Here is a 15405-nt window from a genome sequence, read left to right on the forward strand (position 1 = left end):
GGTAGCTGTCATGCATGAGTCCGGTCGGCCTCCCGCCTCACCGGGGGAGGTCAGCAGGAGTTCGTGGGTCCACGTACTGAAACGTACGGTGAAGGAATTCAAGCGGGACGAACTGGCCGACAGGGCGGCGGGGTTGACCTACTACGGCATCCTCGCCCTGTTCCCCGCCCTGCTGGTGCTGGTTGCCCTGCTGGGGCTCGCGGGCCAGTCCACCACGCAGACAGTCCTGAGCAACATCCAGAAGCTCGCGCCGGGCTCGGCCCGCGACGTGATCACCCACGCGGTGACCCAGCTGCAGTCCACCGGGGGGACCAGCTCCGTGCTGGCCGTCGTCGGCCTGCTGGGGGCACTTTGGTCCGCGTCCGGCTACATCGCCGCCTTCATCCGCGCCTCGAACGCCGTCTACGACGTGCCCGAGGGCCGCCCGGCCTGGAAGATCCTGCCGCTGCGCCTCGGCATGACCCTCGCCCTGATGGTCCTCGCCTGCGTCAGCGCGCTGATCGTCGTGCTCACCGGAGGACTGGCCCGGCAGGTCGGCACGATCCTGGGCGTGGGCGACACCGCCATGACCGTCTGGTCCATCGCCAAATGGCCCGTCCTCGTGGTGCTGGTGGGCCTCATGCTGGCGATCCTGTACTGGGCCGCCCCGAACGCCAAGGACCGTGGCTTCAAGTTTGTTTCCCTGGGGAGCCTGCTGGCCCTGCTGATCTGGCTGGCGGCCTCGGCCGCCTTCGCGTTCTACGTGGCCAACTTCGGTTCGTACAACAAGACGTACGGGGCCCTCGCCGGGATCATTATCTTCCTGGTCTGGCTGTGGATCACGAACCTCGCCATCCTGCTCGGTCTCGAATTCGACGCGGAGATCGCCCGGGAACGAGCGGTCGTGAGCGGCCGCCCGCCGGACGAGGAACCGTACGTCGAGCCACGCGACACCCGGAAGTGGACCGACGAGGACCGCAGGTCGGCCGACCGCCCCGGCAGTCCCGACCGTCCCGACCGTCACGACCGTCACGACCGTCACGACCGTCACGACGACGAACGGAGCGAGCGGCGCGAATAGCGCCAGGGCGTCAATCCGAACAATCCGACCGGACGCCACGCACCGGCCACCGAGCTGCGCGCCCCGATCGCGGCCGCATCGGGCCGCAACCCGCTGGCGGATCGACGAGGCCTGTCTCGGCTATGTCGATCTGGCGGAGTCGCTCGCCGTTCTGGCGGCGGGAGTCGCTCACCGTTCTGGCGGCGGGAGTCGCTCACCGTTCTGGCGGCGGAGGACCCGCGGGTCGTGGTCCAGCACCTCCTTGTCCAAGGTGTACGCGCTGTCGGGCGTGCGAGCCGCTTTCCTGGTGGCCGAACCCGTCACCGCGGCCCTGCTGCGGCGGTGGACGCCGCCCTGGGCGGTGAGCCTTCCCGCACAACTCGCCGCGTGGCCGCCCTTCGGGACCCCGGGCACTACCGCTTCTGTCGGCAGGGCACCCACACCCAGCGCCGCCGACTGGCCGCGGGGCCGGCCCGGGTGGGCGACGGTGATCAGGGACGCCTCCGCGGTGCGACCCGGTCGGCGCCCCCATATGAGGCACCGCGTATGCCACCCCTGTCAACGGGGCGTTCGTGATCCGTCGACGGGCCGCAGACCGCGTCAGCGAACTAAACCGCTAAACCTAATGGTCATCCCTACCAAGGCCTGGGAGTTCTCTAATGACCTGCATATTTGAGGTCGTCGCGACTGATTGACAGTCACGCAACACACCCCTACGTTCCAGGTCAATAAACCGGTACAGGGCAGGAGTTCCCTTCGTCGAGCCGCCGAAGCCGGCCCCGTCCACCCGCCGCGTCCTCCGAGGCCGCGGACCGCTCCCTTCGGACGAAAGAGACGCCATGCGCAGTCACCCCCACCCTTGGCCCAGACGTCACTGGCCCTTGGTGTTCTTGCTTCTGGCCGCTTTGGCGGGCGCCTGTCTGTCGCTCGCGCGCCCCGCCCCGGCATCGGCCGCCACCGACTCGTTCGCGACACGGTGCGGGATCCGCTTCTGTCTGGACGGCAAGGAGTACTACGTCGCCGGGACCAACGCGTACGACCTGTTCACCTTCGGCTCGGGCTCCGGCGACACGGAGTCCCAGTACATGGACAAGGCGCGCATCGACGCCCACTTCGCACGCATGCGTGGCGACGGTGTCGATGTCGTCCGGCTGTGGATGTTCAGCCACGAGGACTGGCACGGTTTCGAGAAGTCCGAAGGCGTGTACAACGAGCAGCAGTTCGCGCAGTTCGACTACATCATCGAGTCCGCCCGGACGCACGGGATGCGCCTCATGCCCGTGTTCGAGAACTACTGGGAGGCGTACGGCGGTATCGACACCCGCCTGCGCTGGCAGGGACTGTCCGGCGGCCAGCCGGCCAGGGCTGCCTTCTTCGACAAGGCGCGCTGCCCCGGATGCTTCACCTCGTACAAGAACTATGTGAGCTACGCGCTGAACCGGACGAACCACTACTCCGGGGTCAAGTACAAGGACGATCCGACGATCTTCGCCTGGGATCTGATGAACGAGCCTCGGTACGAGGCCCAGAGCCATGAGGAGAACGTCGGAGGGGCCACGCTGCGGGCCTGGGTCGACGAGATGGGCGCCTTCGTCAAGAGGATCGACCCCCGCCACCTGCTGGGCGCCGGCATCGAGGGGCACGGCACGCAGTACGGGTTCGGCGGCGACGAAGGCAACCCCTTCGTCCACCTGCAGCAGTCGCCGTACCTTGACTTCACCTCGGCGCACCCGTACCCGACGGAGTACTGGGCGGACCTCACTCTGGACGAGACGAAGAAGCTGATCCGGGCATGGATCAGCGACTCGCACGAGCAGGTCGGCAAACCGTTCTTCATGGGCGAGTTCAACGTCCACAACGTCGACCGTGCCGCCTGGTGGAGCGAGATCTACGCCGACTTCGAGACGGCCGGCGGCGACGGAAGCGCCTTCTGGTGGTACCAGGACCGGCAGATCGACGGAAAGTTCGGGGTCTCCCAGGGCGCCCCCGAACTCGTGGTCTTCCGCGACCACTCCGCCCGCATGGCCGTCAAGAGCGGCCGCACACCGGGCACCCCGTCCCCCTCCCCGACCACGGACCCGACTCCCACGACCGAACCGACCCCCACCCCCACCGCGTCACCCACGGCCGGGGCTTCCTGCAAGGTCACCTACAAGCTGGCGGACTGGGGAACCACCTTCAACGCGGATGTCACGATCCACAACACCGGCACCACCCCGGCCGACAACTGGGAGCTGTCGTTCGGCTTCCCCGGTGACCAGTCCATCACCCAGATCTGGAACGCCTCCCGGACCCAAGACGGCCGGAACGTGACCGCTGTCCACCCCACCGGCTACAACACCTCCATCCCGCCCGGCGCGAGCCTGAACTTCGGATTCAGCGGCACTTCGCACCCCGGAACCAACGGCCTTCCGACGGCTTTCACCCTGAACGGCAGCACCTGCGCCTCGGCCTGACCCGATCCGATCACCTCACCGGCTCGCCGACAGCACGCGGTTGAGCTGCGTAGGCCGCCCTGCGCCGTGTGCCGGCGGGTCCCGCGGGCACACGGCGCACAAACGCGCCGGCGGGCGGGCAGGGCGGCGCGCCCGCGACCGGGTGCTCCGCCCCTCCCGTCGGGTCAGTCGTCGATCGCGTCGGTGACTTCTCCCAGGTCGACGAACTTGAAGTTGGTCGAGGGGCGGTCGCCGTCGCCGGGCGCGTCGTGGCCGTCCTGGACGACGAGCAGGCCGTTCGGGTAGCGGCGGCCGAGCGGTGCGTTGAGCGCGGCCGCGCCGTCGCACTCCTCGGAGCCGTCAGGGGCCGCCGTGGCCGAGGTGACGCGGAAGCCGCCCTCGTACTCGTTGGCGTCGGAGATCTCGCGGTCGTAGGCGGCGAAGGTGTTGTCCCCCTGGCTGGAGGCGAGCAGCAGGCCGTCGCCGTCCTTCTCGGTGACCAGGGTGAGACCCTCGACGTCGGCGGTGAGCTTCGTGCCGCCGAAGCCGGGGTCGGCGCCCGCGACGCACTCCTCGGTCGCCTCGTCGTACGTGCCGGGGACGCCGTACTCGCGGACCTTGTCGATCAGCTTGGGCGTCCCGGTGAGGTCGGCCTTCAGACGCCAGATGCCGACGTCCTCCTGGCCCGCGTACAGCGTGCCGTTCACGGGGTCCACGACCATGCCCTCGACCTGCGGAAGTTCGCCCGGCTCACCGCACGGCGACCAGGAGGCGCCGTTCGGCAGACGGAAGCCGGCGGGCAGGTCCAGCGTGCGGACCTTGGTGTAGCCGACGGAGCCGTCGGCGCGGGCGGTCAGTTCCAGGAGGGCGATACGGGTGCGCTCACGTCGGCTCACCAGCGCGAAGGAGCGGCCCGTCGCCGGGTCGGTCCAGGTGGCCAGGCCGTAGGCGGTGCGCTGTTCGTTGATCTCGTCCTGCGACGCGGAGAAGACCGGTGAGGCCGTACGGTCGGTCACATCGCCGAGCGGGCCGCCGGCGCGGTTCCGGTCGATGCGGTAGATCCGCAGCCGGTCGTTGCCCCGGTCCGTGGTGACGGCCAGGTCGCCGAGGCGCGCGCTGTGCACTAGGTCCACGTTGTTGAAGCGGCCGGGCGCGTCGTCCGCCCCGGGCCCCGCCGGTGCCGGGATCGACTGCACCTCGCGGGCGTCGAGGTCGTACACGCGCAGTCCGCCCTGCTTCGCCGTCGCGACGACGAGGCTGCGGTCCGGGTCGGCCGGGTTGCGCCAGATCGCGGGGTCGTCCGCATCGGCGTCGCCCCCCGCCTCGTCGTCGTGCAGGGCGGGGGTCTCGGCGCGCGGGAAGACGGCGGGCAGCGACGCGGCGGCCTGCGCGGGGCCGGTCGCCGTCACGGTGAGCGCGGCGAAGGCTGTGGCGAGGACCACCAGGGACGTGCCAGGGGTGACCACGTAAAGGCTCCTTGTTATCGGGAACATCGCCGCAGCAGCCTGTGATCCGGATGCGAGAAGGAGGCGGTCTGCACGTGGAGCGGAGCCGCACGGAAGGTGAATTCCGGGTGCGCCGCCGCCCGGCCCTCGGACGGGGACGTCAGTGGCGCGGGTAGCGGGCTGTGAGAACGGTGATCCGGGCGATCCGACGGGCCGACTCCTCGGGAGAGGCACCGGGCTGCACGATATGACTGACCGTCAGCCTCACAATCGTCTCGACGGCGAGGCTGCGGGACTCGGCGTCGACCTCGGGCCAGGCGTCGGCCGCGTACGCGTCGAGCATGGCGGTGGCGGTATTGAAGACGGGCTCGGGCCGGGTGGTCAGATAGGCGAGCAGGTCGTCCTCGCCGCCGCGCGCGCTGGTGAGAACCGACTTGATGAGGGCGTTGTCGGAGGCCTGGCGCAGGGTGTAGCAGACCCCGGCGGCCGCGGCTGCCTCCAGGTCGCCTCGGTGCGCGTCCAGCTGCTGCTGAATGCCCAGCAGGAAGCGTTCGGCCTCGCGCGCGATGAGCGCCTGCCCGATGGCCTCCTTCGAGCCGAACTCGTTGTAGAGGGTCTGCCGGCTGATGCCCGCGATCCTCGCGACCGCCGCCAGCCGCAGCTTGCCCCAGCCCTCGGCGGCCACCAGTTCATAGGCCGCGTTCATTACCTGTTCGCGGAGCAGCGATCGCACGTTTTCACGAAACCTCGTCATCGTGGCCTCACTGTAATCAACCGTCCGCACCATGTCGAAAGCCTTGACACTAACTAGATCAACTGTCTAAATACTTGACGTTCAGTTAGGAAAGTGTCCTCCTACCTGGGGAGTGGGCGCATGACGGCACCATCCGAGGCCGCGGACGCGGCAGTGACCTGGCACGATCCGAAGCGCTGTCTGTGGCTGATCGGGCTCCTCGTCCCCTCACTGCCCTTCATCTCCTGGGGTCTGGTGGAGGCGACCGGACTCGCCGCGTTCTGGTGGACCGGCCTCGTCCTGCTCTACGTGATCGTCCCGGCCATCGACCAGCTCTTCGGCAAGGACACCGCGAACCCGCCGGACAGCGTGCTGTCCTGGCTGGAGCAGGACCGCTACTACCGCTGGTGCATCTTCCTCTACCTCCCCGTGCAGTACGCCGGGCTCGTCGTCGGGTGCTGGCTGATCTCCCGTGGCGGCCTCTCCCCGGCGGACCGCATGGGCCTTTCCCTCACGCTCGGCGGTGTCTCGGGCATCGGGATCAACACCGCGCACGAACTCGGCCACAAAAAGGAATCCGTCGAGCGATGGCTCTCCAAGATCGCCCTCGCGCCGACCTGGTACGGGCACTTCTTCATCGAGCACAACCGCGGCCACCATGTCCGCGTGGCGACACCCGAGGACCCCGCCAGCGCCCGCCTCGGTGAGAGCTTCTGGCGCTTCCTGCCCCGCACCGTCGCCGGCAGCCTGCGCTCGGCCTGGCGCCTGGAGAGGAACCGTCTGAAGCGGCGCGGCAGGGGCCCCTGGACGCTGCGCAACGACGTTCTCAACGCCTGGGCGATGTCGCTCGCCCTCTTCGCGGCGCTCACGGTCGCGTTCGGCCCCGGCATTCTTCCGTACCTGGTCTTCCAGGCCGTCTTCGGCTTCTGTCTCCTGGAAGTCATCAACTACACGGAGCACTACGGGCTGCTGCGCGAGCGCACCGCATCCGGCCGCTACGAGCGCTGCGCCCCCAAGCACAGCTGGAACAGCGACAACGTCACTACCAACGTGTTCCTCTACCACCTCCAGAGGCACAGCGACCACCACGCCAATCCCACCCGCCGCTACCAGGCTCTGCGCCACTTCGACGAGGCGCCGGAACTCCCCGCCGGCTACGCGGGGATGATCCTCCTGGCCTACTTCCCTCCGCTGTGGCGCCGCGTCATGGACCCCCGCGTCATCGCCCACTACGAAGGCGACGTCACCCGCGCCAACATCCAGCCCTCACGCCGCCTGGCCGTCCTCGCGCGCTATGGAGGCGCCGCATGACAGCGACCCGCCGATTCGTCTGCCCCGTCTGCGACTACGTCTACGACGAACGAACCGGGGCGCCCCGCGAGGGCTTCCCCGCAGGAACGTCCTGGGACCAGGTACCTGACGACTGGTGCTGCCCCGACTGCGGCGTACGCGAGAAGCTCGACTTCGACCGGGTGGAGACCTCATGAAGACGTGGCAGTGCCTGGTGTGCGGCTGGATCTACGAGGAAGCCGAGGGCTGGCCGGACGAGGGCATCGCCCCCGGCACCCGCTGGGAGGAGATCCCCGACGACTGGTCCTGCCCCGACTGCGGAGCCGCCAAGGCGGACTTCGAAATGACCGAGATCACCCCTGCCTGAGCAGAGTGAGCGAAGGACCGACTCCCGGGGAACTCTCGCGTCGGGCCGGACCGGCAACCGCGTGATCGAGGGAGTCCGGCATTCTCCCAAGAATCACGCGGTGGCCGAGTGAACGTTTCTTCAGACGTCGGCTCGTCCTCCAGTCATCCGATCCGAACATCAGGCAGCAGAAAGCGCCCGCGCGAGCCTCTCGGACATGTCACGGCGACATCGCCGACCCAGATGATTTCCGGGCTACTGAAGGGCCTCGAGACGGAGCTTCCGCAGCGTCCGCTCCGTTTCTTCATGAAGGTGCCGGAGCGAAATCAGGTGGTTCCATTCCGGGTCCGGCACGCCGGGGAGTGTGCCCCCGCGCGCAGCCCAGGTTCTCACCAACTCCGCATACACGGGCGCGCATTCCGTTTCCCGCCTGATCGCATGACCTCGTGCCGCAGGCAGAAGGTCTCTCAGACCACGACCGGGAGCGCTTACGTATCTGCCGGGTGAGTCCGTGCTCAGAGAAGCGGAACCCACGCCGACGGCCGTGGGAGCATCAGGGGTGCTCATGACTCTCATGACCGTGGAAACGATTCTCCCTGCCCGGCGTCACTCGGACCACGCCCTGCGAAGGTCATGGACCGCAACCGTGTTCTACCGCCCCCTACGGGGCCGAAGGTCCGCGTCGGCCCCGGCGGCGCCGCCGGGGCGACGGCCACCGAAGGTCCGGGGGTACTCCGAGGCGTACATCGGTGGCTCCCTCGCGCACCGCCCGTTGGGCCCGGTCCGCGTCGGCGCCCGCGAAGACCAGGACGTCCCCCACGACCAGCCGGACGCTTTCCCACACCGCGACCGGAAGAGGCGGACCGGCCTCCGGGCTGCCCCGGACGACACCGAGCGCCCGGCCGGTCGCGTGGCGGCGTACCGCATGGCTTCCGGGGGCGGCCGCCAGCGTTCCCAGGACTCCGGCCAGGTCCCTCACCGTGTGGGCGAAGGCCTGTCCGTGTCCCGTATCGAGGGCCGAGGCGCCGCGGATGAGTGTCAGGCAGCTGTTGCCGAGCAGGTCCAGGTCGCGCGTGGAGGCGATCTCCTGGTGGATGGGCTCCTGCCGCCCCCGCCAATGGGGGGTGCGCCGGGCCACGGCGATGGTGTCGTCCCGCGTCCTGCCGAGATCGTTCAGCAAGGTGTAGACGGGCCGTAGCTCCTCCCACGGCCGAGCACTCCGCTCGTCGGCCGACGCCTCCAGTGCCCGCGCCGTCAGTTCGAGCGCCCGGCTCAGTCCCTGCAAGGTGGCGGTCTCGGCCCGTCTCAGCAGGGCGAGCGGGTGCGGGGGAAAGAGGAGCTGGCTGAACACGAGCGCCACTCCGGCTCCGAGCAGCGCGTCCTCCACCCGGACGACGCCCGCCTGCTGTCCGGCCGCGACGGAGATCACCGCCCCCACCGCTGCCTGGGCCATGGTGATGCGCTGCCCGTCGATGAGGAGGGCGACCAGGAGCGCACACAGGACGGCCACGCCGACGGACGGCGCACCGTGGCCCAGGAAGCGGAAGGCCAGCTGCCCGACGACGACACCGGCGATCACCCCCGACACAACCCTCACCGCGTTGGTGCCGCGTCCGCCGACGGGCGTGTTGAGCGCGACGAGGGTGGCGATCGGCGCGAAGAGAGGGACATGGTGGTCGAAGACCTGCCTGGCGATCCACCAGGACAGCGCGGCCGCCGCGGCCTCCTGGAGCACGGGCCACAGGTTGTCCGTCACACGCAGCCGGACCTCGTGCATCGTCCTCTTCGGTTCGCCGTGACGCGCGAGGTTCATCCCTCGCGCTAGTCGCCGTCGAACAGACGGGGGCCCAACTCGTGCCAGCTCCGCAGCCCCGGGAGCCGGCCGGCGGCTTCCGGGCCCCAGGTTCCCGGCGCATAGGGCACCGGCGGTTCGGCGGTGTCGAGTACCGGGTCCACGATGCGCCAGCACTCCAGGATCGCGGGGAAGAACGCGAAGCACTCGGGGTCGCCTTCGACGGCCCCGTGAAGGATGTTCTCGTACGGGAGTTCCTGCCGCCCCATGACCTTGGCGAAGTCGACGCCCATGGGGACGGACCTCGGCCCCGTGCCTTCCGTCGGCTCGCTCACGACCAGATCCGCCCTGATCCCCGTGTCGCCGTCGATGCGGAAGCGGATGAGGTTGGCCGGCGCCTGGGTGCCGTCGTCGCCGAAGAGATCCAGTGGCGGCCTGCGCAGTTCGACGACGACCTCGGTGGCGGTGACGGCCAGGGACTTCCCGCTGCGGAGGTAGAAGGGCACGCCCGACCAGCGCCAGTTGTCGACGAACATGCGGGTCGCGAAGTACGTCTCGGTGGTGGAGTCCGGTGCGACCCCTTCGACGTCCCGATAGCCTTCGTACTGTCCGCGGACCGTGTCGGCGGGATCCATCGTGCGGGTCGCGTGCAGCACCCGCCACTTCTCCAGCCCCTGCGCACGCGCGTTCCCGGCGCTCGGCGGATCCATCGTCAGGAAGGCCAGGACCTGGAGCATATGGTTCTGGACCACGTCGCGCAGGCAGCCCACCCCGTCGTAGAAGGAGCCCCGGTCGGCGACGTCGAAGTCCTCGGCGAGAGTGATCTGGACGTTGTCCACATAGGTGCGGTGCCAGATCGGCGCCAGCAGGGTGTTGGCGAACCGGGAGACCATCAGGCTCTCGACCGCCCGGTTGCCCAGGAAGTGGTCGACGCGCAGCAGGTGGTTGTCGTCGAAATGAGCGCTCAGCTCGTCCTGGAGCTTCAGTGCGGAGTCACGGTCGTGTCCGAAGGGCTTCTCCACCACCAGCCGGGCGTTGCCGTTCAGTCCGGCCGTGGCCAGCGAGGCGGCCACCTTGGTGAACAGCGTCGGCGGGATCGCCAGGTAGTGCGTCACGAAGCCGAATCCGGCCACGGCGTCGCGCAGCCGGGCGAAGGTGGAGTCGTCGGCGAAGTCTCCGGTGACGATGGACAGACCGGCCTCGAACCGGGAGAAGACCGTCTCGTCGATGTCCGTTCCGGTGGCGAGCACGGCCTCACGCGCGTGCTTGCGCAGGGCGTCGTCGTCCCAGTCCGAGGCGGCCACCCCGATGACCGGCACGGTCAGCTTGCCGGATTCGGTGAGCCGGTAGAGCGCCGGGAGCAGCATCTTCTTGGCAAGATCCCCGGTGATCCCGAAGAGCACCAGGCAATCGGAGCGTTCCAGCTCGGGAGCGCCGAGCGGGGTGTCACTCATCGCAACGTCCTTTCTCGAGGAAGCACCACCGGCGGGTCGCCGGCGTCCGGGTTCCCGTGTCCTGTCAGGCGGTCTTCGTCGATCGCGGCTCGGACGAGTGCCCGAACCGGGACCGCAGGGCCTCCTGGATCTGCTGGGGGTCACGGCCCTGCGTCTCGGGGAGGTAGCGGCTGACGAACCAGAACGCGAGCACACAGATCCCGGCGAAGATCCAGAACGTCTCGCCCTGGCCGATGACTCCTGCCAGTGGCAGGAAGGCGAGACTGACGACGAAGTTGGACACCCAGTTGACGGCGGTGGACACGCTCGATCCTTCGGCCCGGACCGATGGAGGGAAGAGTTCCCCGATCAGCGTCCAGAACACCGGGCCGAGGCCGCCCGCGAAGGCCGCGATGTAGATCACCATGAACAGCAGGGTCAGCGTCGAGTTCATGCCCACGATGAAGGCCAGCCCGAGCATGAAGATCGAGACCGCCATGAGCCCGAGTGAGACGAGGACCAGGGGCCGCCGTCCCACCCGGTCGACGAGCCGGATCGCCACGAGCGTCATGACCAGGTTGATCGCACCGATGAACACGGAGTAGAAGATGGAGTTCGACGCGTTGAGACCGGTCTGCTGAATGATGGTCGGCGCGTAGTAGATGATCGTGTTGATACCGGCGAACTGCTGCACCGCGGCGAGTGTGAGCCCGACGACGAGAGCTGGCCGGACAGCCCGCGCCAACAAGGGCTTGGGGCCCCGCACGCCTGTCTGCTTGTTCCGCTTCTGCGTCTCGCTGTCGGCGGCGATGCGCTGCTGGGCCCGCTGGATCAGCTCGTTCGCCGTCGCGTCGTCGGTCAGCGCGGCGATTGCCCGGCGCGCCACGTCCTGCTGTCCATGGGCGATGAGCCACTGCGGGGACTCGGGCAGGAACCACAGCGTCGCCGCGACCATGAGCACGGCCGGAATGACGCCCACTGCGAACATCGCACGCCACGCTTCGCTGCTCGCGAAGAGGAGATTGACGAGATAGGCGACGAGGATGCCCACCGTGATCATCAGCTGATTCATGGTCAGCAGGCGGCCCCGGACCTTCGTCGGTGAGATCTCCGAGAGATACACCGGCACCGTCGCGGATGCGGCACCGACGGAGAGGCCGAGGATGATGCGGCCCACCATGAGCACCGCGTAGCCGGGCGCTGTGGCCGCGATCACCGTTCCGACGATGAACACGAGCCCGATCAGGCCCAGGGCCTTGCGCCTGCCGAGTCTGTCGGCCAGCCGGCCGGCCGACGCGGCACCGAAAACGGCCCCGATGAGCAGAACACTGACGACGCTTCCCTGCTGGAAGGAGTTGAGACCGAAGTCCTTCTTGAGGTACAGCAATGCGCCGGATACCACACCCGTGTCGAAACCGAACAGGAATCCGCCCAGCGCGATAGCGGCAGCCCAGCGGGTGATCTTACGGATCCCCTCCGGCGCGACTTCGGTCAGTGGACCATGGGTCCCCGGCTCCCTGGAAAACCCCTGAACCATGTGCCGCCCATTTCTCCTTGATGGTCTGTACGGCCATCGTCGCCACCCGGAGGGGATCCCGACATTCGTGCGGGCAATCGAGTGGCTCGGCGGTGACCTCATACGATCGAGGCGGTCGCCGACGTGGGAGCGATATCGCGAGCGGGCGTGTCTGTATCGTGTGAGGAAAAAGCTTCCTGCATCATCAACATGCACGCATGCGTACCTCTGTCCCGCTTGCGTACCTCTGTCTGGAGTACCCCCGCACAGCCATGAGTCACGACACGGCGCATCGCCCCGCCCTCCCTGTCCCGCCTTCGGAAAAACGAGAAGGCACGCCGGACGGAGTCGGCGGACTTACAGAAAATCCATTCGAGCCTGCCTCGCACCGGCCTCCATTCCGGTCGGCCACCACCCCCGAGGACGCCTTCGACGGTCTGTACCTGCACGCCGCGCCAGGGCTCGTTCACCAGATCCGCCTGCTCACCGGAGACCGCGGATTCGCCTTCGAAGCCGTCGAGTACGCCTTCCACCGCGCCTGGGACCACTGGCCGGAGGTCGCCTGCGACGCCGACCCCGTCGGATGGGTGCGCGCTCAGGCATACGAGTACGCACTGTCGCCCTGGCACCGCTTGCGGCCCGCGGCCCGACGCTCCGAACCCGCTCCGGACGACCCGCTCCTCGGGGCCCTGCTCGCACTGCCCGCGGCGCACCGCCGTATCGCCCTTCTCTGCGACGGCCTCGGACTCAGCATCGCTCAGGCAGCCGCCGAGACGGAAGCAAGCCCTCCGGCCGCCGAAAGCCGACTGCTGCAGGCACGCTCCGCTCTCGCTCAACGGGTGCCAGGGCTCGACGACACGGGCTCCGATGCGATGCCCAGCACGTTGACCAGGCTTGTCGCTGACGGAGCGTCCGCGACGCTGCCCAGCGCCCTGTCCACGCGGGCCGGCAGCGAGCGGCGCATGCGCCTTCTGACGCTGGCGGTCTACGCGCTGGCAGCGACGCTTGTCACCGCCATCGCACTCGCCACGGTCACAGGCTGAGGAGCCGTCACCTCTTCAGGACGCGCTGCGCTTCTTCGCCGCGGTCTTCCTGGCGGGGCTCTTCTTCGCGGGTGCCTTCTTCACGGGTGCCTTCTTCGCCGCCTTCTTGCCGGGCTGTATCTCGTGCACCGTGGCATCCCCGCCGTGTTCGCCGCGGCCTTCCTTCGCCGCCTGGACCGAGGCGTTCAGGGCGGCCATCAGGTCCATCACCTTCCCGGATTCCTGCTTCCCGTCCTCAGCCGGTTCGGGGAGGACCTTGTCCTCCGCCTTGGCCTCGATGAGCTCTTCCAGCGCGTCGCGGTAGTGGTCCCGGAACTGGGAGATGTCGTCGGTGACCATGGTGTCGGTGAGCTGGACGGCCCGGTCGATCTCGTCGTCGTCCAGGTCGACGTCCTTCGGCGCGAGGGATTCCGGACTACGGATCTCGTCGGGCCAGTGCATCGAATGCAGCACGATGGCGCTCTCGCGGACCCGGAGCACGCCGAGCCGTTCCCGGCCGTGCCAGGCGAACTTGGCGATGGCGACCTTGTCGGAGCGTTCCAGCGCCTTGCGGAGCAAGGTGTACGGCTTCTTGGCGACGTCGCCGTCGACTCCGAGGTAGTAGCTGTCGCCGATCCTGACCGGGTCGATGGTGTCCGCGTCGACGAAGGCGACGATCTCGATCGCTTTCGCGGTCGGGAGCGGCATCGCGTCGAGCTCCTGATCGGTGACGGTGACGACCTCGTCCTTGGAGACCTCGTAGCCCTTGCCGATCTCGTCCTGCGACACTGCCTCGCCGTCGATCGAGCAGATCTTGCGCGTGCGGACCCTGCCCATGTCCTCCAGATGCACCTGGCGAAAGTGGATCGAGTGATCCTCGGTCGCACTGATGATCTTGATGGGGATCGTGACCAGCCCGAAGCTGATCGCCCCCGTCCACAAAGGCCGTGGCATACGCACCTCCTCGTCGAGGCTCCGGCGCGCCGGGTCATAAGGACATGATCCAAGGACGCGAACCGTACCGCCGCACTTCGATCCTTGGGCCGGATCCTCGGGACCGCATCTGGATCATCGCCGCGGTCCCGCGCCGGCGGGGTGCGCACCGCCTACACCGCTGCCCCGCCCGCGACCGTGCCGACAGACGGGAGCGGGCCTGTTGGTGACACGGTCGCGGCGAGCAGTGCCAGGTCGTCGGCGAGGACCCCGCCGGCGTGCCGGTGCACGAGGTCGGCCAGCGTCTCCACCACGGTCGGCGGGCCTTGCCGCCAGGACGCCCTCAGCCCGTGCTCCGGAGAGAAGAAGACGCCGTCCGCGTCGCGGGCCTCCAGCAGACCGTCCGTACACAGGAGCAGCAGGTCCCCGGGGGCGAAGGACCGCGTCTCGTACTCCCACGGCCCCATGTCCAGATCGCCGAGGCCGAGCGGCAGCCCCGGGTCGGCCGGCTCCCACGTCCGCACGCCCTCCCCGGTCGCCAGATAGGCGGGGCAGTGGCCCCTGCTCAGGAGACGTACCTCGCCGCCGCCCGGCGGGATCTCGGCGACGGCCGCGGTGATGAACTGCTCGTCCGGGGAGCCGCCCCCGCCGCGTACGGAGGCCAGGTCGCCGATGTGCCGGGCGACCGCCTCGTCGAGATGCCGGGCGAGCAGCGGCAGCGTCTCCGTGTGGTGCGCCGCCTCACGGAAGCTGCCGACCAGGGCCGCCACCGCCGGGATCGCGTCGGGACCCTTGCCGCGCACGTCACCGATGAGCAGGCGTACGCCGTACGGGGTGGATTCGGCGGCGTAGAGGTCGCCGCCCACGGCCGCCGCGTGCGACGCCGCCTCGTAGCGCACCGCGATCCAGATGCGGCCCAGCCATGACCGTACCGGTGGCAGCACGGCGCGCTGTGCGTACTCCGCGGCCTGCTGGGCGCCCTGGAGCCGCCGGTACAGGGACAGGCGCAGCCGGCACAGCGGGATCGACGCCCAGGCCAGGACGAGCAGGGCGAAGTAGTCGATCACCGCATGGCCGCCCTCGGCCTGCACATGCGTGGCCAGCAGGAGCAGCAGGCCCGCGGCGCTGTTCAGGACCGCCATGAGCACCACCAGGGCCGTCGGGTAGACGCAGGCGGCCGTCATCGCGCTGAGGGCCAGCAGCACGTCGCCGCTCCACGCGCCCGGTGTGGGCAGGTCGACGGCGAGGGCCGCTCCTGTCAGCACCAGCGGCATCCACCGCACCCAGGGCGGCAACGACGGGATGGTCTCCGATTCCGTGACGTCGGGCTGGAGCAGCCCCGTCACACGGCGGTGCGGACTCATGCCACCTCTCTCCGGGCGAAGCCAGTACGACTGGACAACCGTATGAGTGAGACGTGC

At 68.9% G+C, this 15405-nt stretch carries 14 protein-coding genes; 6 read left to right on the plus strand and 8 right to left on the minus strand.

Annotated elements, in window-relative coordinates; translation table 11 throughout:
- Positions 1-10: 10 nt before the first annotated feature.
- Entirely contained in the window at positions 11-1060 is a 1050-nt protein-coding gene (locus tag ABTX18_RS01450; RefSeq protein ID WP_352120680.1) for a YihY/virulence factor BrkB family protein, read from the plus strand.
- A 168-nt stretch (positions 1061-1228) separates the two neighbouring features.
- Here ABTX18_RS01450 and ABTX18_RS35800 read toward each other — a convergent pair whose 3' ends face one another.
- Entirely contained in the window at positions 1229-1453 is a 225-nt protein-coding gene (locus ABTX18_RS35800; protein WP_503061076.1) for a hypothetical protein, read from the minus strand.
- A 470-nt stretch (positions 1454-1923) separates the two neighbouring features.
- Between ABTX18_RS35800 and ABTX18_RS01460 the strand changes: the two genes are divergently transcribed.
- Entirely contained in the window at positions 1924-3495 is a 1572-nt protein-coding gene (locus ABTX18_RS01460; RefSeq protein ID WP_352121143.1) for a cellulose binding domain-containing protein, read from the plus strand.
- A 164-nt stretch (positions 3496-3659) separates the two neighbouring features.
- On the opposite strand, the gene ABTX18_RS01465 is transcribed toward ABTX18_RS01460, so the two are convergent.
- On the minus strand, positions 3660-4967 hold the full coding sequence (locus tag ABTX18_RS01465; RefSeq protein ID WP_503061077.1) for a phytase: 1308 nt from the start codon (positions 4965-4967) through the stop codon (positions 3660-3662).
- 112 nt (positions 4968-5079) lie between these two features.
- The gene (locus ABTX18_RS01470; protein ID WP_503061078.1) at positions 5080-5652 is read right to left on the minus strand and encodes a TetR/AcrR family transcriptional regulator; all 573 of its coding nucleotides are present in this window, start codon (positions 5650-5652) and stop codon (positions 5080-5082) included.
- Positions 5653-5793: 141 nt separating this feature from the next.
- On the opposite strand from ABTX18_RS01470, the gene ABTX18_RS01475 reads away from it, so the two are divergent.
- From ABTX18_RS01475 to ABTX18_RS01485, 3 genes are read left to right on the plus strand one after another with little or no spacing between them, the layout of a single operon-like run.
- Complete coding sequence (locus ABTX18_RS01475) at positions 5794-6963, plus strand: alkane 1-monooxygenase (protein ID WP_352120682.1); 1170 nt, start codon at positions 5794-5796, stop codon at positions 6961-6963.
- Positions 6960-7139 carry a rubredoxin gene (locus tag ABTX18_RS01480; protein ID WP_352120683.1) on the plus strand — a complete coding sequence of 60 codons (180 nt, stop codon included), beginning with the start codon at positions 6960-6962 and terminating at the stop codon, positions 7137-7139. The genes ABTX18_RS01475 and ABTX18_RS01480 overlap by 4 nt, the downstream gene beginning before the upstream one ends.
- Positions 7136-7309, plus strand: a complete 174-nt coding sequence (locus tag ABTX18_RS01485; protein ID WP_352120684.1) for a rubredoxin — start codon at positions 7136-7138, stop codon at positions 7307-7309. Before ABTX18_RS01480 ends, ABTX18_RS01485 begins: the two co-directional genes overlap by 4 nt.
- 640 nt (positions 7310-7949) lie before the next feature.
- Here ABTX18_RS01485 and ABTX18_RS01490 read toward each other — a convergent pair.
- The 3 genes from ABTX18_RS01490 to ABTX18_RS01500 all read right to left on the minus strand — a co-directional run bounded on the left by ABTX18_RS01490 (position 7950) and on the right by ABTX18_RS01500 (position 12050).
- A complete protein-coding gene (locus ABTX18_RS01490; RefSeq protein WP_352120685.1) occupies positions 7950-9044 on the minus strand; it encodes an FUSC family protein in 1095 nt (364 codons plus the stop codon).
- Positions 9045-9109: 65 nt separating this feature from the next.
- Positions 9110-10534, minus strand: coding sequence for a glucose-6-phosphate dehydrogenase (gene zwf / locus ABTX18_RS01495; protein WP_352120686.1), 1425 nt, complete (start codon positions 10532-10534; stop codon positions 9110-9112).
- Positions 10535-10598: 64 nt separating this feature from the next.
- Positions 10599-12050, minus strand: a complete 1452-nt coding sequence (locus ABTX18_RS01500; RefSeq protein WP_352120687.1) for a sugar porter family MFS transporter — start codon at positions 12048-12050, stop codon at positions 10599-10601.
- 197 nt (positions 12051-12247) lie between these two features.
- Between ABTX18_RS01500 and ABTX18_RS01505 the strand changes: the two genes are divergently transcribed.
- Positions 12248-13072 carry a sigma factor-like helix-turn-helix DNA-binding protein gene (locus ABTX18_RS01505; protein WP_352120688.1) on the plus strand — a complete coding sequence of 275 codons (825 nt, stop codon included), beginning with the start codon at positions 12248-12250 and terminating at the stop codon, positions 13070-13072.
- A 15-nt stretch (positions 13073-13087) separates the two neighbouring features.
- On the opposite strand, the gene ku is transcribed toward ABTX18_RS01505, so the two are convergent.
- Together ku and ABTX18_RS01515 are read right to left on the minus strand one after the other, a co-directional pair.
- Entirely contained in the window at positions 13088-14005 is a 918-nt protein-coding gene (gene ku / locus ABTX18_RS01510; RefSeq protein WP_352120689.1) for a non-homologous end joining protein Ku, read from the minus strand.
- Positions 14006-14157: 152 nt separating this feature from the next.
- Positions 14158-15348 carry a PP2C family protein-serine/threonine phosphatase gene (locus ABTX18_RS01515; protein ID WP_352120690.1) on the minus strand — a complete coding sequence of 397 codons (1191 nt, stop codon included), beginning with the start codon at positions 15346-15348 and terminating at the stop codon, positions 14158-14160.
- Between the last annotated feature and the right edge of the window lie 57 nt (positions 15349-15405).

This window comes from Streptomyces sp. NPDC096323 (assembly GCF_040302845.1).
GTDB lineage: Bacteria > Actinomycetota > Actinomycetes > Streptomycetales > Streptomycetaceae > Streptomyces.